The 19,512-nt window shown below is 66.7% G+C and carries 18 protein-coding genes; 12 read left to right on the forward strand and 6 right to left on the reverse strand.

The window, feature by feature from the left end; all coding sequences use genetic code 11:
- Positions 1 to 5 precede the first annotated feature (5 nt).
- Positions 6 to 218 (forward strand): heavy-metal-associated domain-containing protein, encoded by a 213-nt coding sequence (locus AC239G_RS17955; protein ID WP_139909352.1) that lies wholly within the window; start codon positions 6 to 8, stop codon positions 216 to 218.
- The gene (locus AC239G_RS17960) at positions 218 to 2,539 is read left to right on the forward strand and encodes a heavy metal translocating P-type ATPase (RefSeq protein WP_487489437.1); all 2,322 of its coding nucleotides are present in this window, start codon (positions 218 to 220) and stop codon (positions 2,537 to 2,539) included. Before AC239G_RS17955 ends, AC239G_RS17960 begins: the two co-directional genes overlap by 1 nt.
- 305 nt (positions 2,540 to 2,844) lie before the next feature.
- Here the strand turns inward: AC239G_RS17960 and AC239G_RS17965 are convergent, their stop codons facing one another.
- Positions 2,845 to 3,126: a hypothetical protein gene (locus tag AC239G_RS17965; RefSeq protein WP_139467472.1), complete on the reverse strand. Its 282-nt coding sequence runs from the start codon at positions 3,124 to 3,126 to the stop codon at positions 2,845 to 2,847.
- Positions 3,127 to 3,385: 259 nt separating this feature from the next.
- Here AC239G_RS17965 and AC239G_RS17970 point away from each other — a divergent pair, with 259 nt between their 5' ends.
- From AC239G_RS17970 to AC239G_RS17985, 4 genes are all read left to right on the forward strand, one after another.
- Positions 3,386 to 4,156 carry a hypothetical protein gene (locus tag AC239G_RS17970; RefSeq protein ID WP_487489438.1) on the forward strand — a complete coding sequence of 257 codons (771 nt, stop codon included), beginning with the start codon at positions 3,386 to 3,388 and terminating at the stop codon, positions 4,154 to 4,156.
- Positions 4,156 to 5,121: a response regulator transcription factor gene (locus AC239G_RS17975; protein WP_139909354.1), complete on the forward strand. Its 966-nt coding sequence runs from the start codon at positions 4,156 to 4,158 to the stop codon at positions 5,119 to 5,121. The genes AC239G_RS17970 and AC239G_RS17975 overlap by 1 nt, the downstream gene beginning before the upstream one ends.
- A gap of 4 nt (positions 5,122 to 5,125) precedes the next feature.
- Complete coding sequence (locus tag AC239G_RS17980; protein WP_139467474.1) at positions 5,126 to 6,412, forward strand: sensor histidine kinase; 1,287 nt, start codon at positions 5,126 to 5,128, stop codon at positions 6,410 to 6,412.
- 400 nt (positions 6,413 to 6,812) lie between these two features.
- Positions 6,813 to 7,697, forward strand: coding sequence for a M15 family metallopeptidase (locus AC239G_RS17985; RefSeq protein ID WP_259358465.1), 885 nt, complete (start codon positions 6,813 to 6,815; stop codon positions 7,695 to 7,697).
- 4 nt (positions 7,698 to 7,701) lie between these two features.
- Here the strand turns inward: AC239G_RS17985 and AC239G_RS17990 are convergent, their stop codons facing one another.
- Positions 7,702 to 8,319, reverse strand: a complete 618-nt coding sequence (locus AC239G_RS17990; protein WP_487489439.1) for a DUF1990 domain-containing protein — start codon at positions 8,317 to 8,319, stop codon at positions 7,702 to 7,704.
- A 190-nt stretch (positions 8,320 to 8,509) separates the two neighbouring features.
- Here AC239G_RS17990 and AC239G_RS17995 point away from each other — a divergent pair, with 190 nt between their 5' ends.
- A complete protein-coding gene (locus tag AC239G_RS17995) occupies positions 8,510 to 8,962 on the forward strand; it encodes a MaoC family dehydratase (protein WP_487489440.1) in 453 nt (150 codons plus the stop codon).
- 149 nt (positions 8,963 to 9,111) lie between these two features.
- Here AC239G_RS17995 and otsB read toward each other — a convergent pair whose 3' ends face one another.
- The gene (otsB, locus tag AC239G_RS18000) at positions 9,112 to 11,757 is read right to left on the reverse strand and encodes a trehalose-phosphatase (protein WP_487489441.1); all 2,646 of its coding nucleotides are present in this window, start codon (positions 11,755 to 11,757) and stop codon (positions 9,112 to 9,114) included.
- 35 nt (positions 11,758 to 11,792) lie between these two features.
- Positions 11,793 to 12,647: an HdeD family acid-resistance protein gene (locus tag AC239G_RS18005; RefSeq protein WP_487490126.1), complete on the reverse strand. Its 855-nt coding sequence runs from the start codon at positions 12,645 to 12,647 to the stop codon at positions 11,793 to 11,795.
- 124 nt (positions 12,648 to 12,771) lie between these two features.
- Between AC239G_RS18005 and AC239G_RS18010 the strand changes: the two genes are divergently transcribed.
- From AC239G_RS18010 to AC239G_RS18020, 3 genes are all read left to right on the forward strand, one after another.
- Positions 12,772 to 13,401: an ArsR/SmtB family transcription factor gene (locus tag AC239G_RS18010; protein ID WP_482400963.1), complete on the forward strand. Its 630-nt coding sequence runs from the start codon at positions 12,772 to 12,774 to the stop codon at positions 13,399 to 13,401.
- An 87-nt stretch (positions 13,402 to 13,488) separates the two neighbouring features.
- Positions 13,489 to 14,673: a serine hydrolase domain-containing protein gene (locus AC239G_RS18015; protein WP_487489442.1), complete on the forward strand. Its 1,185-nt coding sequence runs from the start codon at positions 13,489 to 13,491 to the stop codon at positions 14,671 to 14,673.
- Positions 14,670 to 15,044, forward strand: a complete 375-nt coding sequence (locus AC239G_RS18020) for a hypothetical protein (RefSeq protein ID WP_487489443.1) — start codon at positions 14,670 to 14,672, stop codon at positions 15,042 to 15,044. Before AC239G_RS18015 ends, AC239G_RS18020 begins: the two co-directional genes overlap by 4 nt.
- Before the next feature lie 71 nt (positions 15,045 to 15,115).
- Here the strand turns inward: AC239G_RS18020 and AC239G_RS18025 are convergent, their stop codons facing one another.
- On the reverse strand, positions 15,116 to 15,574 hold the full coding sequence (locus AC239G_RS18025; RefSeq protein ID WP_139467482.1) for a Rieske (2Fe-2S) protein: 459 nt from the start codon (positions 15,572 to 15,574) through the stop codon (positions 15,116 to 15,118).
- A gap of 213 nt (positions 15,575 to 15,787) precedes the next feature.
- Here AC239G_RS18025 and AC239G_RS18030 point away from each other — a divergent pair, with 213 nt between their 5' ends.
- A complete protein-coding gene (locus AC239G_RS18030; RefSeq protein WP_487489444.1) occupies positions 15,788 to 16,999 on the forward strand; it encodes an MFS transporter in 1,212 nt (403 codons plus the stop codon).
- A 74-nt stretch (positions 17,000 to 17,073) separates the two neighbouring features.
- Positions 17,074 to 18,909: a DNA helicase RecQ gene (recQ, locus tag AC239G_RS18035; protein ID WP_487489445.1), complete on the forward strand. Its 1,836-nt coding sequence runs from the start codon at positions 17,074 to 17,076 to the stop codon at positions 18,907 to 18,909.
- A 132-nt stretch (positions 18,910 to 19,041) separates the two neighbouring features.
- Here recQ and AC239G_RS18040 read toward each other — a convergent pair whose 3' ends face one another.
- A complete protein-coding gene (locus AC239G_RS18040; RefSeq protein ID WP_139909362.1) occupies positions 19,042 to 19,467 on the reverse strand; it encodes a VOC family protein in 426 nt (141 codons plus the stop codon).
- Positions 19,468 to 19,512 lie beyond the last annotated feature (45 nt).

A 19,512-nucleotide genomic window follows, 5' to 3' on the forward strand; every position in this document is an offset into this window, starting at 1 on the left:
GCACAATGACGACCACCACCATCACCGTTTCGGGAATGACCTGCGGACACTGCGAAGCCGCTGTCAAGGAAGAGCTCGGCGCACTTGCGGGCGTCTCGGACGTCGCGGTTGACCTCAACGCCGGGGGCGATTCCCCGGTCACGATCACCTCGTCGGACGCACTCGACGATGCGGCGATCCGTGCCGCCGTCGATGAGGCCGGCTACGAGGTGAAGTGATGCCTCGCGAGCTCGAGCTCGACATCACGGGCATGACCTGCGCGTCGTGCTCGGCGCGGATCGAGAAGAAGCTCACCCGCCTCGACGGGGTCACGGCGGAGGTCAACCTGCCGCTGGAGACCGCGCATGTGGTCGTCGATTCCGAACTCAGCGACGACGACATCACCGCCGCCGTCGAGAAGGCCGGCTACGGTGCCACGGTGCGCAGCCCCGGCGCGGGCGGTGCCGGTCCGGAGATCGTCGACTACGATCCCCGCCACCTGCGACCGCGCTTCGCAGGCGCCCTCATCCTGGCCGTGCCGATCGTCGCGATCTCGATGGTCATGAGCTGGCACTTCACCGGGTGGCAGTGGATCGTCGCGATCCTCGCCCTGCCGGTCGTCACCTGGGGCGCGTGGCCGTTCCACTCGGCGGCGTACAAGGCTGCCCGCGGTGGATCGACGACAATGGACACCCTGGTCAGCGTCGGCATCACCGTCGCGAGCCTCTACTCGTACTTCACGCTGGGCCGGGCCGTCGCCGACGGTCACGGCTGGGCGATCCCCGCCGAGTACCACGTGTGGTTCGAGGCGGCCGCGGCGATCACGGTGTTCCTGCTCATCGGCAAGCTCACCGAGGACCGGGCGAAGAACCGGGCGACGGCCGCGCTCAAGGCGCTGCTCGACCTCGGCGCGAAGTCCGCGACCGTGCTGCGGGAGGGTGCCGCCGCGAACAGTGGGGCCGCTTCGGGCGGGGCTGCTGCGAATGGCGGCCGTGTCGAAGTGCAGGTGCCGATCGATGAGCTGACCGTCGACGATGTCTTCCTCGTCCGTCCCGGCGAGAAGATCGCCACCGACGGCGAGGTGCTGACCGGTCATTCGGCCATCGACGAGGCGATGCTCACCGGCGAATCCGTGCCGGTCGAGGTCGGCCCCGGAGATTCCGTCACCGGCGCCACGATCAACACCTCCGGTGTGCTCGAGGTCCGTGCCACCCGAGTGGGTGCGGATACGACGCTGGCGGCCATGGCCGATCTCGTCTCTCGTGCGCAGAACGGCAAACCTGCCGTGCAGCGGCTGGCCGATCGGATCTCGGCGGTGTTCGTGCCGATCGTCTTCGGCATCGCCATTCTCACCCTGCTCATCTGGGGCTTCGTCACCGGTGAGTGGGCGGCGGGGCTGCATGCGGCGCTCACCGTGCTCATCATCGCCTGCCCCTGTGCCCTGGGTCTGGCCACGCCGACGGCTCTCGCGGTCTCGTCTGGACGCGGATCCCAGCTGGGCATCCTCGTCTCCGGGCCCGAGGCGCTGGAGTCGACGCGGTCGATCGATACGGTCGTCCTCGACAAGACCGGCACCCTGACCACCGGCGTGATGCGCCTGACCGGAACCGAGCTCTCGCCCGCGGACTTCGATGTCCTGGCCCGATTGGAATCGCGCAGCGAACACCCGATCGCCCGCGCCATCGTCGACGCCGCGCCCGAGATCGTCGGGACGGGTTCAGCGGGAGCCGCCGCGACCGGGACTGTCCCAACTGAGCCGAGCTCGATGGGATCGGCCGAGGATTCGGCCAGGGCCGCCTCGGCGAGGTCGGTCGAAACCGCGACCGGGTCATCGGTCACGGATTTCGAGAACATCGCCGGCGGCGGACTGCGGGCCACGATCGACGGCGCCGAGGTGCTCGCCGGTCGCCCTGATCTGCTCCGGGAACGCGGAATCGCGGTCGACTACCCGACCGATTCGATTCCGCGTGGGGCCACGATCGTCGCACTGGCGATCGACGGTCAGTTCCGCGGGTTGAGCTTCGTCTCCGATGAAGCCAAACCTACGGCCAAGGCGGCGATCGACGAACTGCATTCGCTGGGACTGAGCACCGTGCTCCTGACCGGGGACAATGCTCAAGCCGCCGAGGTGGTCGCCGAGGCTCTCGGGATCACCGAGGTCCGCGCGGATGTCCGCCCGGAAGGCAAGGTCTCCGTGGTCAGCGAACTGCAGGGGCCGGGCCGGGCCGTGGCCATGGTGGGCGACGGGGTCAACGACGCCGCCGCACTGGCCGGCGCCGATCTCGGCATCGCGATGGGGTCGGGCACGGACGCGGCGATGGCGGCTTCGGATGTCACCATGGTCAAGTCCGATCCACAGCAGATCCCGCAGGCGATCCGACTCTCGCGCCGAACCTTGGGGCTCATCAAGGGCAACCTGTTCTGGGCCTTCGCCTACAACACGGCAGCGATCCCGATCGCGGCGTTCGGTCTGCTCGACCCGATGATCGCCGGTGCAGCGATGGCGTTCTCGTCGGTGTTCGTCATCCTCAACAGCCTCCGCCTGCTGCGCTTCAGGTAAGCGCGGCGGGGCGGACCGCGACGGAGCTGCGGCGGGGCCCTCCGGCGACGGAGCTGCGGCGGGCACACGTCGGCCGCACAGCGGTAACCGACAAGCTGCCTCTTCCCGGACTGCGAGCATCACCCACTGAAAGCGCCATAACGCCCTGCAGGAGCAGGGCGTTATGGCGCTTTCAGTGTCTGATGCCTCAGCAGCTGTAGGAAATGACAGTCACGCGAGGTGGTGCCGCGAGAGGGAAGTCGATCCGGCGCCGCAGTGAACGTCTCAGCGGAGGGCCGGCGCGTCTCTGTGCGTGGCGGGGCGTCTTACCGCATGACCGGGTAGGACTGGTTCTGGTTCTGCGTATCCTTGCGCATCACCCAGTTGAGGTAGCTCGTGAAGCCCGACACCAGCACAAATGCGGCTCCGGCGTAGATGAACGCGTAGCCGAAGGCGCGGCCGTCCTGCCAAGCTCGAGTGACGATGATCGCGAGGACGAGAGTGACGATTCCGCAGACGGCGCCGACTTTGATCGCGTCCTTGTAGGACACCGTGCTGGTGGGCTTGCCGCCTGTGGACTTCTTCTTCGGGGTGTTCGTGGGCGCCATGCCGCTCATTCTACCGGTCCGACCTGAGAGCAGTCCCATCCTGTGGGCGAGATCAAATCTCGGTCGACCCCAACTGGAACTTCGATTCCACCGGCACCGAGGTGGGCCCCGCCGACCGTCCATCCCAAGCACCGAGGCGGCCACAAGACGCCTTGAAACCGGCGGACGACACGACGGCAGGTGGATCCGACGACGGCGCTGAGCCCTCTGCGCCGATGATCAGGTGGACTACAGGCTCGGAACAGGCAAAAATGAGGATGTGCCCGTCACTGTCAGACGCGCCTCCGGGGAGGAGCTGCGCTCATTTCACTCCAGCCAGGCCCCGCCTGGCTGTGAATCATGCGCGGACACCACTGCACCGACGACCACCGCCGCAGGCGTCGCAGCCGTCGCAGCCGTCGGCCCCGGCCCCCTCGATATTCCCCACTCGGCATCCCCCCGTCGCACACTCCGCACCTTCACCGCACTCCTCCTCGCGGCAATCATGACTCTCACCGTCACAGCCTGCGGCCCCGATCGCGGCCTCAAGGTCTCCCCCGAGGGCAACCCCTCCCCCTCTCTCTTCGCCCCCAACACCGAGGCAGCCGGCCAGGCGAACGAACCGTTCTCGCTCGACGAGGTCCGCAAGGCCATCGAATCGTCCTCGGGAATCGCCGTCACCGGCAGCGCCACGGAGACCGCCAAGGTCGTCGCCGACTGCAAGGACTGCCTGAAGTTCGCGTCGCCGTTCCTCAGCGGCAAACAGAAGTTCCAGCTGGTCACGGTGGCCAACCCCAAACAGCGGAATGAGATCATCGCCGGCGCTGTCATCAGCGAACAGAAGGGCGAGCCCCGCCTCGAGCTCATCGCCACGGGCAATCAGCTCAAGGTCAGTCCCGGCAGAAATGGGACACTGGTGGTGCAGGAGGCCATGTTCGCTGACGGGGACAAAGCATGCTGCCCCTCCGGCTGGTCGGTGCAGGTGTTCCGCCTGCACGACGGTAGGTTTGAACCAGGTCAACGCTTCACGCGGCTTAATGGAGAAACGTAATGCACATAGTTCTGGTCGAGGATGACGAGGTCATCCGCGAAACGACGCAGATCGGACTCGAACGCTTCGATTACACGGTCTCGGCCTTTGCCGACGGCCGCGAGGGCTACGAGTTCGTCTCCGCCAACGGCGCCGACGTCCTGCTTCTGGATCTCATGCTGCCGACGATGAACGGCGCGTCCATCTGCCGTGCCGTGCGCGAACGTTCGACGATCCCGATCATCATCATCTCCGCCCGCTCCGATGCCATCGACATCGTCCAGGCGCTCGAGGCCGGAGCCGACGACTACCTCACCAAACCCTTCGACATGCAGGTGCTCAACGCCCGCATCCGCGCGGTCGTCCGCCGATTCATCACCACCGGCACCGACCGGTTCGGCTATTCCCCCGCCCCCGAGGCGGATGAGCATCACGAAACCGTCATCGGTCCCGGCGGCATGGTCACCGGCGACGGCATCCCCGAGGTCCTCGGCGCCAGCCCCGGAATGGACACCCGGGATCGGCTGCGAGCGCAGCTCGAATCCGATGACACCTACCTCGGTGCCGGTGGGAAATTCACCACCGCCCCCGAGACAGATGACGACGAAGAGGCGATCGGCGGCACCGGGGTTCCACCCCGCCCGAGCGGCACGCCCACTGTGGCCCAGGAACCGTCCGGCTCCGACGGCGGGCTGGGTCCGTTCCGCACACGACTGGGATCCCTCGTCCTCGACACCGGCCGGCTGACCGTCGAGGTCGACGGAGAGGAAGTCCACCTCACCCCGACCGAGCTGCGCGTCCTCCTGCTGCTGACCGAGCAGCCCGAACATGTGTACTCCCGGGAGAAGATCGCGTTCACGGTGTGGGGATACGAATGGGCCGGTGACTCCCGCGTCGTCGACGTTCACATCCAGCGCCTGCGGAAGAAGATCGGGGCGAACATGATCGAAACCGTTCGCGGATTCGGTTACCGCTTCGCAGGCTGATCGCATGTCGCTGCGCTGGAAGATCTCTCTGCTCATCGTCGCCTCGGTGATCATCGCCGTGCTGTCGTGCTCGATCGTTTTGCGCCAATCCGCCGCACGAGCCGAGGACGACCGGATGCGTTCGACCGTGACGGAGCAGCTGACGAATGCGACGGCCATCTTCTCCGAAACCGGAGTGCTCACCCTCAATGCCCGCATCGACGATCCGGAGCTGCCCAAGGAAGCGCGCAAGTCCGCGCTCAAGGGCCAGAGTGTGACGATCCGGTCCGAGGTCGACGGTGAGGAGATCGTGTGGGCCGCCGCCCCGATCGAGGTCGGTTCGCACACCCAGGTGATCTCCGTGCGCGCCTCGACGAAGGACAGCCAAGAGCTCATCGGCCGCATCGACCAAGCACTGCTGGTGGGCATGATCGGCTCCGCCCTCGTTGTCGGCGGTGTGGGATCGATCGTCGCCGGCCGCATCTCCCGCAGGCTCACCCTCGGCGCTCAGGCTGCCAGGAAGATCGCCGCCGGGGACACGACGACGCGCATCGCCGATGTCATCGACGAATCCGATCAGGAGGTGTGGGCCTTCGCCACTGCCGTCGATACCGCGGTAGCCCGACTGACCGAACGCATCGACTCCGAGCAGCGCTTCACCGCCGACCTCGCGCACGAGATGCGCACCCCGCTGACCGGTCTGGTCAACGCCGCCAACCTGCTCGAAGAGGATTCCCGCCCGGCCGAACTCGTCAAGGACCGGGTCGTGCGCATGCAGGTCCTCGTCGAAGATCTCCTCGAGGTCTCCCGCCTCGACGCCGGCCGCGCCAACCCGGAGTTCACCCGCGTCGACGTCGATCAGGCGATCCGGTCCCTGCTGGGCACGATGGAAGCCTCGGGTGCCCTCGCCGGTCATCAGATCGACACCCATCTGGCGGCGCTGAATTCGACGCTGGTCACCGATGTCCGCCGTTTCGAGCGCATCGTCTCGAACCTGCTCGTCAACGCGATCAAACACGGTGGAGATCCCATCCGCCTGGAGACGAGCACGCGCAGCATCGTCGTCACCGACTCCGGCTCCGGCTACCCACCGGACATCGTCAACACCGGCCCGACCCGTTTCGTCTCCGCCGGCGGCGGCGGAATGGGCCTCGGTCTCGTCATCGCTCAGGGGCAGGCTCGGCTGCTCGGCATCACGCTGATCTTCAGTAACGACCCCGTAACGGGAGGCGCGCGAACCGAGGTGATCTTCCCTGACGAGGAGGCCCAGGATCGCGCGCTCCGGGAGTACATCGAGAGCCGATCCGAATGATTTCGCCGAGGCGGCCCCTCAACTCCATTCAGGGCGCTGACCTGGTCTGATGCCCGGACTCCGAGGTTTCGCTGGACCCAGCCTGGACAACGGCTGACCGACCGCGAGTGCAACTCGTCACCAAAATATGACAGGTTCTATATATTCCCGTTACACTTTTGTGATGTTGTATTGAAGTCGTCGAAACCTCGGCGGTCTTCGACGAGTCACAGTCACACGGAGAGTTATGTCAGAGTCATCATCGACCACAGAACCAACGGTGCGTCGACGGGATCTGCACAGGCGTCGCTCATCGTCCCCGTTCTCACGCGCACGCACCTCGTCGCGCAGCACCGGGGCACCGACCGCGCCTGCATCCACTGACTCTTCTGCCGAGTCCCTGTCGCCCAGGCGCGCAGCAATGGCCGACGAGGCGCGGGCCGCTCAGGCGTCTCCGCGTCGTGCCGCAATGGCGCGTGAAGCAGCCGCGGTCCCCACGACCTTCGGCTCACCGTCTGCCTCGTCTGCCCGTCGGGTCAGCGCAGGAGCCGCCGAGAGCCGCGGGTCCGATGGTGCGCTGCTCAAGTCCGTGCGAAAGAAGAAAGTGCGGACCGTCTCGACTCTGGCAGCCGTCTCAGTGGCGGGTGCCGCCACTGCCGTGACCATGCTGGTCAACAACCTCAGCGGAGGTGCCGAGGTCAAGACCGACCCGACCGCCGCCGGTGAGCCCGCCGCCATCAATGCTGAGAAGGTCAACGCCGACGTCCCGGAAGTCAAGGGAAAGTCATCGATGGAGATCGGCGTGCCGAGCGCCAAGCAGAAGAAGGTCGAAGCCGCGTCCCGCGCTGTTGAGAAGAGCGCCCTGCCCGGCTGCGATGCGAAGCAGAACTTCGACCAGTCCGCCGGCAACGGCGAACTGCCCGACGAGTGGCTGTGCGACCTCGGCAAGGAAGACCACCGACTCCGCGCCGACGCCGCTGTCTCCTTCGCGAAGATGAATGCCGCGTACAAGAAGGACACCGGCAAGGAGCTCGAGATCACGGACTCCTACCGCGACATGGCCGGACAGCTCTCGGTCGCCGGCCGGAAGCCGGGGCTGGCCGCCAAGCCGGGCACCTCACTGCATGGTTGGGGAATCGCACTCGACCTCGGCGGCGGAGTCGCCAACAAGACCGGAGCCTGGAACTGGCTCGTCGAGCACGGAGACGAATACGGCTGGGAGAACCCCGACTGGGCCAAGGCGAGCATGTACGAGCCGTGGCACTGGGAATACACCCCCGCCCGCGACTCGATTCCCGGCAAGTGATCGATCAGCGGCGCAAGGCTCGTCCGTAACGGCGGCGGTAGATGATCTGAGCGAGCCGGACGAACGGTTCGCCGAGTCTCCAGATGCCCAGCCCCGCCCGCGAGACCGACCTCAGGACGAGGAAGACCCGGTCCTCGGCCGTGCGGATGAGGATGAATGACTCCTCTCCGGTGATCGGATGTCCCGGCTTCGTGCCATAGGTGAATCCGCATCGGTCCTCCGCTTCGAAGACGTCGATGACTCGTGAGGGCTCAGGCAGGCGGAAGGGCCCGAGGCGCACGCGGATCGTCGGCTCCTGCCCCGGCTCCACACGAGGCGGCCTACCAGGTCTCACTCCGTCCGCGCGAGCGTCGACATCGGCCGTCGACTCCGCTCCAGCCGCTCGACTGACCATGTCCGCACTTCCGACGAGGACGTCGCCGACGTCCACCTCGATGTCGAAGCCGCTGCGGATCTTGACCTCCCAGTGCAGGAGCTCCTCGGCGCAGCGCTCGAACGTGTCTGTCCCGTGGCCGACGAAGTACGCGGATTCGAAGTGACGGTAGCCGTCGGGACGTTCCAGCCACCTCGGCGAGAGGGGATGCGTCAGCGTCTCCGGGCGCTCCTGTGATTGTTCGGCCATGCCTCCAACCTAACGGACTTGAACCGTCAACCGAACGGACTCGGACCGTCAGCCTAACGGACTCGGACCGTGGGACTCACAGTCCGGACGGCTGTGTGGCGTCGACCGGACGGCCACGTATGATGCCAAGAACAGCGGACCTCAATCGAATGTCCGCTCAGCATCTGAGCCAGGATCAAAGGAGAACCACGTGCGCACAATCAACGGCATCGACGAAATCGAATCGCTCATCGGCCAGGAGCTCGGCTCCTCCGAATGGATGACGATGGATCAGGACGCCATCAACACCTTCGCCGATGTCACCGGCGACCACCAGTGGATCCACGTGGACGAAACGCGCGCGGCCGAAGGGCCCTACGGTGCGACGATCGTCCACGGATTCTTCACCCTCTCGCTCATTCCGAAGTTCTCCACGGAGGTCTTCACGATCGAAGGCGTGTCGATCCGAGTCAACTACGGGCTCAACAAGGCCCGCTTCCTCCAGCCCGTCCTCGTCGGCTCCCGACTGCGCGGAACCATCAGCGTCAAGGACGTCATCCGCGGGGAGAAGGGCACGCAAGTCATCCTCGAACACACGATCGAGATCGACGGCCAGGATCGCCCCGCCTGCGTCGCCGAGGTGGTCACCCTCCTCGTCGAGTGAGCTGAGCGCGACAGGACAGCTGGCACCACTGAGCGTCCGCCGTCTGACGGCAGGATAAGTGTGCGCAGATTGCCCATTTCCAGCTCGGAGTTGGCAATCTGCGCACATTTATCGCGCGGACAGGGTCCGCCGCGGCAGGCAGCGTTGCCTCAGCTCGGGCGGTGGGCGTCGAGCTGTTGGGCGACGCGGATGTAGCCGAGGTGTGAGTACGCCTGCGGGTGGTTGCCCAGGTGCATCTCGGCGACGGGGTCGTATTCCTCTGACAGCAGCCCGGTGGGCCCGAGCAAGTTGTCGACCTGCCGGAACAGATCCCAGGCGTCGTCGATGCGACCGACCTTGATGAAGGCTTCGATGAGCCAGGTCGTACAGATGTGGAATCCGCCCTCGAGCCCGGGCAGCCCGTCATCGTAGCGATAGCGGAACACCGTCGGGCCGACCCGCAGCTCGCGTTCGATCGCATCGACGGTGGACACGAAGCGCGGATCGTCGGCGGCGAGCAGTCCCGAGAGTCCGACGAACAGTGCGGCCGAGTCCAGGTCCGTCTCACCGTAGGCGACGGTGAATGCTCCGACTTCCTCGTTAAAGCCATGCGTGAGCACGTCGTGGGCGATCTCCTCGCGCAGTTGCCGCCACGCACCGGGCGGCTCACGATCGAACCGGTCCGCGATCCGCAGCGCCCGATCGACCGTCACCCAGCACATCACGCGCGTGTACACGTTGTGCTTCGGCGGACGCCTGGCTTCCCAGATCCCGTGATCGGCCTCGAACCACCGTTTGCCCACGGCCTCGACCATCTGACAGGTGAGCGTCCAATAATCCTCGGGCAACTCGCCGAGGTGGTCGCTGAGTTCGTCGAGGAGCTCCGTGACCGGGCCGAACACGTCGAGTTGGACCTGATGTTCGGCGGCGTTGCCGACCCGCACCGGCCGTGATCCGGCGTATCCGGGCAGGTGGTTGAGCACCGCCTCGGTGGTCAGGGCCGAGCCGTCGACGGCGTAGAGCGGATGCAGCTGTTCGGGTGAGACCGTGCGCTCGAGCACCCCCGACAGCCAGGAGAGGAATCCTTCGGCCTCACCGGTGGAACCGAGGGCGAGCAGGGCGCGGACGGTCATCGATCCGTCGCGCAGCCATGTATAGCGGTAGTCCCAGTTGCGGACGCCGCCGATGCCCTCGGGCAGGGAGGTCGTGGGGGCGGCGAGGACTCCGCCGGTGGGTTCGTGGCACAGAGCGCGCAGGGTGATCGCGGAGCGGATGACCTCTTCGCGGTGGTGACCGGGCAGAGTCAGTGATTCGACCCAGTTCGTCCAGAAGTTCAGGGCGCGTTCGCGCACATGATGCTCGCCGCCGGTGGCCATGTATCCGGCGTCGCCCGTGCCCGTCCCGCAGGCGAGGACGAGGACGACGGATCCGCCGGGCTGCTGCGAGGGGACGACGGTCGCCTCGGCGGTGTGGGAGTCGCCGTTCTCGACGATGTCGAAGTCGATTCCGGGGGCGTGGAGTTCGATCGGCTCGGCGGTGCCGAGCACCGCCACACCATCATCGGACCGGGTCATGCGGGTGGGAACCGTGGCGTAGTCGAGCCTGGGTGCGAAGCGGATGCGGGTCGGGGTGTCGCCGGTGAGCACGCGGACGACGATCGTGTCATCGCTGTGCCCGTCGACGGGAGCGAGGTAGTCGACACAGCTCAGTCCGGCCCACCGGGTCTCGAGCAGGGTCGAGTTCCCGAGGTAGCGCTGGGTCAGCGGGGCGGCCCCGTTGGCCGGTGCCACGGCGAAGAATCCTGCCGCCTCGGAGCCGAGGATCTCGGAGAACATCGACGCCGAATGCGGCAGCGGGTGCGGCATCCAGCAGATGCTGCCGGTGGGGTCGATGAGCGCGGTCGACTGTCCGTTGCCGATGAGGCTGTGCCGCTGGATCGGGGTGGCGCGGCGGCCGAAGAACCAGGACTTGCGCAGCTCGAACAGGGCACTGAGGACGGTGGAGACCTCGGCCGGTGAGTCCAGCCGGAAGTCGGCGTGAGTGGGTGCGGTCTGAGTTCCGACCTTGAGCCCGAGGTCATCGGCGCCGAGGGTTTCGAGAGCGAACTCGTCGGCGGTGTCATCGCCGATGAAGACGACGGCTTCCGCCCCTGTCTGGCTGCGCAGACGGGTCAGCGCGTCGGCCTTCGACGACGGTACGACGGACAGGTCGATGACCTGCTTGCCGCGGGTGGGGTGGATCGGGTGGGCGTCGGCGAGCTTCTCGACAGCGGCTTCGATCTCCCGCCGGCCGGCCCCGTCGAGTCCGCGCAGGTGCACGGCCGCGCCAGTGGTCTTGTGCTCGATGACGTCGCGCGGCAGGGCGCGGGTGAGGTCGGCGCGGAAGTCGGCGAGGACCGCCCGCTGCTCTTCGGTGAGCGTGTCGATGGTGAATGTGTCGGTCTCACCGCCGTGGGACCCGAAGAGGTGGACCTCCCGGGGCAGGCGCGACATTGCCGCGAGGTCACGCAGACTGCGACCGGAGATCACCCCCGCCGAGGTGGACGGCAGCAAGGCGAGCGCGCGCAATGAGTCGACCGAGCTCTCCAAGGGAAAGGCTTGGCTGGGGATGTCGACGATGGGGGCAATCGTCCCGTCGTAGTCGGTGGCCACCAGCAGGGATGGGGAACGGGAGAGCGCGAAGAGGCGCCGGAAGAGGACGGGGTCGAGTGCTCGGCTGGCTTCGGCAAGGTCGCCCAATAACTCGGAGGACCTCACCGAGGCGGCGATGGTGGCCAATCGGGATTCGGTTGCGCTCTCGTGCTCGACAGTGCTCATCTCACCTCGGGTGTCTCGGTTGGCTCGGGTGCCGGTCAGGGCTCTTTCTTCACTGGGGTGTCGCTGTCCGGATCGTCCGGATCACCGGAATCGGCCGAGTTGGCGGCCTCGGTCGTGCGATCGGCTTCGCCGGCGGCATCGGCTGGGTTCGACGTGTCCGCGGCATCGGACGGATTCGTATCGTCGGCGGCGTCAGCGGCACCCGAGGGGGCAGCGTCGGTGGGGTCGGCCGCCTCGGCGGGGGTGTCGATCTGTTCGGGCAGGGCACCGAGCTTGGCCAGTTGGCGGCCCTTGCTCAGGCGGGAGTAGCCGCCGATGATGAAGATCACGCCGGCGATGAGGGTCGCCGCTCCTGTGAAGCCGAGGATCGACAGGGCCTCCATGCCGTCGCCGAAGACGAGGATGATGCCGAGCAGGACGTGGACTCCGGAGGCGATGAGGAAATCCGAGGCCATGGGCTGGGACCGCAGCTGCCGGTAGGCCCAGAATTCGAGGGCGCCGTGCAGCAGGGCCCAGATGCTCAGGGCCGCGCGCAGTTCGGCGGGCTGGTCGGCGAGGAAGAGGAAGACGATGGCCGGGATCGCGATGACGGCCTGTCCGAAGATCGCGGTGCGCACGTTCAACGGCGAGCGCACGGCCTGGAAGACCAGGGCCAGGGCAAAGAGGATGAGGTAGCCGATCGCGAGGTGGTCGACAACGTCGGTCGGCAGGCTCAGTTGCAGCGGATTGCTCGAATCGCGGGGCCAGAAGACGGTGACGATGCCGAAGGCGACGCCGAGGATTCCGCGTACGACCATGGGCCAGCCGAGTCGACTCGCTGCGGCAATGGCCTGCGGGGCGGCTTCGTTACGCGGGGCTGTGGATTCGGTGCGCGGATCTTCGGTACTCATCACGGCACCAGTCTAGGTCGCCTGCCTGAGTCTGTCCGATCAGCGTCGGTTCAGGGTCGAGTGAGAGCCGCCTCTTCGCTCTGCATGTATTTACGTAATTACGTATTTCCTGTATTGTCGAAGCATGGAACCAACACCGTCGGCAGAAGATCGCCTCTCCGCTCTCGAACAGCGAGTCGCCGAGCTCGAGGCTGCAGCCGCAGAACCCTCTGCATCGCAGGAGCCCGGCGTGACTCAGCAGAAGGCGGACGGAACGTCGTCGATCAGAGCGGAATCACCGGCGCCATCCGGTTGCCCGGAATCGTCAGTCCAACCCGCCGCCGGGAACACAGCCCTGCCGGGCGACACCGAAACGTTCTGGGCGCTGCACGGGCTCGTCGACCACCTCGGCGAGGAGGGCGGAGTGACCTACACCGGGTACACGACTCCCCCGGGCGGCAACGGTCCCGTGGCGTGGCAGATGGGTCTGAGCAGCGCAGGGCTGGCGCAGATCGATTTCGCCGAGGCGGCCGGATCCTTGGCAGCCCTCGGTCACCCGGTCCGCCTGCAGCTGCTCCAAGCGATCTATGAGGGCACGAGCACCGTCGCCGAGCTGGGCAAGGACGAACGGTTCGGCACGTCCGGGCAGATCTATCACCATGTGCATGCCCTCGCCGGCGCCGGCTGGTTAGAGAGCGCCCGCCGCGGACACTGGCGCGTGCCCGCTCAGCGAGTCGTTCCGCTGCTCACCCTCGTCCTCATCGGAACGCACTGACAGAACCTCTCGGCGGCGGGCCGCTCGCCCACCGCGCGACCCGGACCCGACCATCACCCATTCCACCCCTGCTGACCAGGAGGAACGATGACTGACTCCGATCTCAACCGCACATCTGCGGCTGCGGGACGGCCGCCTCGGCGAGTGTTGATTGCCGTGATCGCGGCAACCGTCACAGCCGCCGTGCTCGCGGCGATCACCCCGTGGCCGCGCGGCTTCCAAGGCACGCCGACAGGGGACGCCGAGCTCATGACCGAACTCGGGGACGCGCTCGGCAGCCAGCATTGGCAGCATGTGGCCGCGGCCCACATCGACGGAGACGCAGTGACCTTCGCGGGCACCGGAGCCGAGGAGCACACCGAGTTCGAGATCGGCTCAATCACGAAGACGTTCACGGCCGCCCTCTTCGCCGAGGCGATCGACCGGGGCGAGGTGAAGGCGGACACCCGCCTCGGCGAGGTCTGGCCGAACCTGGAGGGGAAGGTCGCCGAGGTGACGCTCGAGTCGATTGCGATGCAGCGGTCGGGGCTGCCCTCCCAGGAACCCGCTCCGAGCTTCAGCGACGGGGTGATGAGCGTGCTGTCGAACTACCTGCACACCGACCCGTACCGCGGGGACGCCGGGGACATCGTGGCTAGCCTCAACGACGTGGAGGTGGGCGAGCCGGAACCCGAGTATTCGAACTACGGGTTCGCCGTCCTCGGCCAGGCCCTCGCCGAGGCGGCCGGGCGGGACTATTCCGAGCTCGTTCGCGACCGCCTCACCGAACCCTTGGGGATGAATGAGACGTTCGTTCCCGACTCCGCTGACGGCCTGTCCCATGGGTTCACGGCATCGGGGCTGCCGGCCGCTCCGTGGACTCTCGGCGGCTCGGCATCTGCTGGCGCGATTCGATCGACGACCCATGACCTGTCGATCTGGCTGCGAGCTGTGAGCGACGGAACCGCGCCCGGCGCCGAGGCGGCCGAACCTCGAGCCGACTTCGAGGACGACCGCATCGGCTGGGCGTGGTTCACGACGACGCACGACGGCTCGACCATCACCTGGCACAACGGCGGCACCGGCGGCTTTCGGTCTTTCCTCGGCTTCGACAGGGAGAGCGGTGGCGGCATCATCGTCCTGAACGACTCAGCCAACGACGTCGATGAGGCCGCGACGCTCATCGGTGCCGATGCCGGCGCGGATTCCGGCACCACGGCCGAAACCGAAACCGCGTCCGAAACCGGGGCAGCATCCGGGAACGAAGGCTCGGCGAAAGGAGTACGCTCATGAGTCCCGAACTCGTCTCAGCAGTGATCGGAGCCCTCATCGTGGCCTGGGGCGCATTCACAGCGTGGCGGGCGCCCCGCGCGACGTCCCGGATCGGACTGCTCTCGGGGATGGTCACGGCGGTCGTATTCGTGCTGCTCATCCGCCTCATCACACCGTTCGGAGGCTGGGAGAGCTGGTTCATCTACGTCTGGCTGACCGGAATGCTCGTCATCGTCGTCTCCGTCTTCCGGGCCGCGCTCGTCTGGGCGGACCTGCCGTGGCGATCCGACGATGCGAAGGCACGCCGGAACGAAGCGAGCGGGCTCGGCTTCTCCGCCCTGCTCGCGCTCCTCATCGCCGGCGCCCTCGTCCTCCCCGGGCTCTTCCTCTGACGGAGAGTGCCCGGCTCCGCGAACGGCCGACCACGGCGGCCCGCGTCGGCCCGAGTCGGTCTCTATGTGCCCTACTGCCCCTTGACGGTCAGTGTGCCGCCGCTTTCGGAGACCTCGTACTTCGGCAGCGGTTCCTCGGCCGGACCGGAGATCACCTCTCCGGTTGTCACCGAGAAGTTCGAGGAATGGCACGGGCAGATAATGGCCTCCTCGGTGATGCGAGTGACCTGGCAGCCCTGGTGGGTGCACACCGATGAGAACGCGAAGAACTCGCCTTCCTTCGGCTGAGTGATCACGTAGGTGTCCTCGATGACGGTGCCGGAACCGACAGGAACGTCGGATGCCGGCAGGCTCGAGTCCTTCGTCGGCTCCGCATCCTCGTCGGACGAACACGCCGAGGTGGCCGCCACGGAACCGCCGATGACCGCCACCGTTCCGGCCACGCCCGCTGTCTTCATCACACGACGTCGGGTCGGATCCGCTGGTGCGGTCGGGTCGGTGTCGGCTGGGCTGTTCGGGGTCGTCGTCATCGGAATCTGCTCCTTCTCGCGGGTGCGCACAATCCGCCATGTGCTCACGCAGGCATGGGCTTTTCAGTTCCAGCGTACAATCGCAGTCGGTTCACCGCCTGCAGACAGCTGTCAGGATCGAAGGGCACCGGATCGGTCCTCGGACGATCGGGGCAATGGGTGGGGTGGGCCGCCTCGGCGAGCGACGATTGCGGACGGAAAAGGGGTACGGTAGTGGCCGACGAAACGGCGGCGGCACACCGGCGGCACCCGGAAGCGCGCGTCGCGACGGGATGGGGATTGGCCGCCTCGGTGTACGTGTTCACTGTCGTCATGATGGGCACCACCCTGCCCACGCCCCTCTACCCGCTCTATGAGGAGCAGTTCGGGTTCGGCACCGCATTCACCACTCAGCTCTTCGCGATCTACGCGGTCGGTGTCATCGGCGCGCTCGTCGTCTTCGGTCGCCTCTCCGACGGACTGGGGCGTCGGCCGGTGCTCAGCCTCGGGGTGATCTTCTCGATCGGCTCGGCGGCGCTCTTCCTCATCGGCTCCCACATCGGCCTGCTGTTGGCCGGCCGGGTCCTGTCCGGGCTGGCCGCGGGGATCTTCACGTCGACCGCCACCGTCACCGTGCTCGAGAACGCGCCGGCCGGTCGCGAACGACTCGCCGGATCCTTGGCGACGGCGGCGAATATGGGCGGGCTGGGACTCGGGATCCTGTCCTCCGGACTGCTCGCCCGATTCGCTCCCGCTCCCCTGCTCACGCCGTTCCTCGTCAATGCGATCATGCTCATCATCGCCGGGGTGGCGCTCATCCTCGTGCGGGACCGGACGCGCGGCGGGGCGACGGCTGTGCGGTTGCAGCTGCCGGGGGTTCCCGCCTCGGCGAAGCGCATGTTCCTGGCCGCCTCACCTGGGGCGATCACCGGCTTCGCGGTGTGCGGGCTGTATTCGGCGATCGCGCCGAGCTTCATCGGTCAGACCCTGCACGTGACGTCGACCGCGGTCACCGGCGCTGTTGTGTTCCTCCTCTTCGGCGCCTCGGCGACCGCGCAGGTGCTGTTGCGCGGGTTCAGCGACCGCCTGCTCATCGTCGGCGGGACCGTGACCATGATCGTGAGCATGGGTGCACTGGTCTTCGCACTCATGGCGGGGTCGCTGCCGGTGCTCATCGTCTCCGCAGCGTTGGCAGGAGCCGGGCAGGGGCTCGTCTTCATGACCGGTATGCGCGCGATCACCGCGGTGACTGCGCCCGAGCACCGCACCGAGGCGACCACCTCGTACTTCATCCTCGCCTATGTGTTCATGTCGGTTCCGGCGATCGGTGCCGGATTCCTCGCCGCCGAGGTGGGACTGGCGAATGCGACCGTCGTCTTCGCCGTCGCTGTGGCCGTGGTGTGCGTGTTGGGCCTCGTGGCGGCACGGAGGTTCGCGGGCCGTTAAATATGGGATTGCCGGGTGCTGTGGGCTGTCTCCGGTGGAGGTTCGGGTCAGTGACGTGAACTAGGGTGGGAGCCATGACCTCCGCAGCCACGACCTCCGCCCTCGATGTCCTCCACGATGTCTTCGGCTATGAAGAGTTCCGGGGCCAGCAGGCGGCCATCGTCGACCAAGTCGTCGGCGGCGGGGATGCGGTCGTACTCATGCCCACCGGCGGCGGAAAATCCCTGTGCTATCAGATCCCGGCCCTGGTCAGGCACGGTACAGGTGTCGTCATCTCCCCGCTCATCGCACTCATGGCCGATCAGGTCGCGGCACTGGAGAATCTCGGCGTGCGGGCGGCCTATCTCAACTCATCCCTCGATTTCGAGACCGCCCAACAGGTCGAACAGCAGCTGCTCGCCGGAGAGATCGACCTGCTCTACCTCGCGCCCGAGCGTCTCGTCCTGCCGCGGACGATGCGACTGCTCGAGCAGGCACAGATCTCCCTGTTCGCCATCGACGAAGCCCACTGCGTGTCCCAATGGGGACATGACTTCCGCAGCGACTATCTGGGACTCGGCGTCCTGGCCGAACGATTCCCGGATGTCCCGCGCATCGCACTGACGGCCACGGCCACGCCGGCCACCCACGCCGAACTCACCGAACGACTCCACCTCCAGGACGCCGACCACTTCGTCGCGAGCTTCGACCGACCCAACATCACCTACCGGATCGAGCCGAAGGCCTCGGCGAGATCGCAGCTGCTGAACTTCATCACCACCGAACACCCCGGGGATTCGGGCATCGTCTACTGTCTGTCCCGGCGCGGGGTCGATCAGCTGGCCGAAGCACTCGTCGCCCGCGGCCTCACAGCCCTGCCGTACCACGCAGGGCTGCCCTCCGAGGTGCGGGCGGAGAATCAGGCGAGATTCCTCCGCGAGGACGGCATCGTCATGGTCGCCACGATCGCCTTCGGCATGGGCATCGACAAACCCGATGTCCGCTTCGTCGCCCACCTCGATCTGCCCCGCTCGGTCGAGGGCTACTACCAGGAGACCGGTCGAGCCGGCCGTGACGGACTGCCCGCGGATGCGTGGATGGTCTACGGCCTCGGCGATGTCGTCTCCCAACGTCGACTCATCGAATCCGGCGAAGGCGACCAGGTGTTCAAACGCCGCCAGATGAGCCACCTCGATTCGATGCTCGCCCTCTGCGAGACAGTCGACTGCCGACGTGTGCAGCTGCTGCGGTACTTCGATGAGGAATCCGCACCGTGCGGCAACTGCGACACCTGCATGACACCCCCAGTGACCTGGGACGCGACCGTGGCCGTGCAGAAGCTTCTGTCGGCCGTCATCCGCCTCGACCGAGAACGCGGGCAGCGTTTCGGTTCGGGCCAAGTCATCGATGTGCTGCGCGGCAACGACAATGACCGGTCCCGGGCCTCGGACCATGAGAGCTTGAGCGTCTGGGGCGTCGGCGACGACCTGTCCGAGAGCCAGTGGAAGACCGTCATCCGGCAGGTGCTCGCCCGCGGCCTCCTCGAATCCCATGGTGACTACGGTGTGCTTGTGGTCGGCGAGAACGCCGGCCCCGTGCTGCGCGGAGAAGAGGAGATCTCACTGCGTGTCGACCCGGTGAAGAAAGCCGGAGCGAAGAAGGCCGGATCAAGTCGCCGAGGCGGCCCCGAGGTCGAGCTCGACCCCGCCGATGCCTCCCTGTTCGAGGCACTGCGCTCCTGGCGAGGAGAGCAGGCGAAGGAGCAGGGCGTGCCCGCCTACGTCGTGTTCCCCGATGCCACGCTCTACGGCATCGTCGAGGTCAAGCCGACGACGATCAGCGAACTCGGTCAGGTCAGCGGAGTGGGTCTGAAGAAGCTCGACCGCTACGGCGATTCCGTGCTCGAGGTGCTCGCCGCCCAAGCAGGCTAGACCGCCTCGGGCCCCTCAAACTCCCCATTTGCTATCTGACGGCGGCCCAGCAACCTCGCGCCGGGTTGCTGGGCCGCCATCGGGTAGTTCGACTTCCTAGTCGGCCCCGGATCGGTTTCGGGCTGATCATACTCAGTTCTGCTCGAAGGCCTCGGGACCCTGCTCGGCTGCTGCCGGGTCCATCCACATGAACTCGAGGATGTTGCCGTCGGGGTCGGTCATGCTGATGCCGTACATGAACCCGAGGTCCTGCGGTTCTTTGTTCTCCCCTCCGCCGGCGTCGAGGATCGAGGCGCGCATCGCATCGACCTCGTCGCGGGATTCGCGGCTCATCGCAGTCAGCGCCTGTGCCGCGGTGTGCGGGTCGACGATCGGTTTGTCCGTGAACGTGGCGAGGTAGTCCCGGGTGAGGATCATGAAGAAGATGTCATCGGTCCATTTGATGCACGACGCATTGTCATCGGTGAACTCGGGCACCACCTCGGCGCCGATGGCTTGGTAGAAGGTCTTGGCACGCTCGAGGTCGGTGGTCGGAAGGTTGACGAAGATCTGGGTCATGACTGCTCCCTTGCAGTGACGGCGGCGGATCGGGAGACGCGACAC

Source organism: Brevibacterium sp. Lmc1 (assembly GCF_057654315.1).

Coding starts and splice junctions, on each gene's coding strand:
- AC239G_RS17960 (WP_487489437.1), top strand. CDS start 218: ATGCCTCGCGAGCTCGAGCTCGACATCACGGGCATGACCTGCGCGTCG.
- AC239G_RS18020 (WP_487489443.1), top strand. CDS start 14,670: ATGAGTCCCGAACTCGTCTCAGCAGTGATCGGAGCCCTCATCGTGGCC.
- AC239G_RS18040 (WP_139909362.1), bottom strand. CDS start 19,467: ATGACCCAGATCTTCGTCAACCTTCCGACCACCGACCTCGAGCGTGCC.
- AC239G_RS17980 (WP_139467474.1), top strand. CDS start 5,126: ATGTCGCTGCGCTGGAAGATCTCTCTGCTCATCGTCGCCTCGGTGATC.
- recQ (WP_487489445.1), top strand. CDS start 17,074: ATGACCTCCGCAGCCACGACCTCCGCCCTCGATGTCCTCCACGATGTC.
- AC239G_RS17965 (WP_139467472.1), bottom strand. CDS start 3,126: ATGGCGCCCACGAACACCCCGAAGAAGAAGTCCACAGGCGGCAAGCCC.
- AC239G_RS18005 (WP_487490126.1), bottom strand. CDS start 12,647: ATGAGTACCGAAGATCCGCGCACCGAATCCACAGCCCCGCGTAACGAA.
- otsB (WP_487489441.1), bottom strand. CDS start 11,757: ATGAGCACTGTCGAGCACGAGAGCGCAACCGAATCCCGATTGGCCACC.
- AC239G_RS18015 (WP_487489442.1), top strand. CDS start 13,489: ATGACTGACTCCGATCTCAACCGCACATCTGCGGCTGCGGGACGGCCG.
- AC239G_RS18025 (WP_139467482.1), bottom strand. CDS start 15,574: ATGACGACGACCCCGAACAGCCCAGCCGACACCGACCCGACCGCACCA.
- AC239G_RS17985 (WP_259358465.1), top strand. CDS start 6,813: ATGGCCGACGAGGCGCGGGCCGCTCAGGCGTCTCCGCGTCGTGCCGCA.
- AC239G_RS17955 (WP_139909352.1), top strand. CDS start 6: ATGACGACCACCACCATCACCGTTTCGGGAATGACCTGCGGACACTGC.
- AC239G_RS18010 (WP_482400963.1), top strand. CDS start 12,772: ATGGAACCAACACCGTCGGCAGAAGATCGCCTCTCCGCTCTCGAACAG.
- AC239G_RS17990 (WP_487489439.1), bottom strand. CDS start 8,319: ATGGCCGAACAATCACAGGAGCGCCCGGAGACGCTGACGCATCCCCTC.
- AC239G_RS17975 (WP_139909354.1), top strand. CDS start 4,156: ATGCACATAGTTCTGGTCGAGGATGACGAGGTCATCCGCGAAACGACG.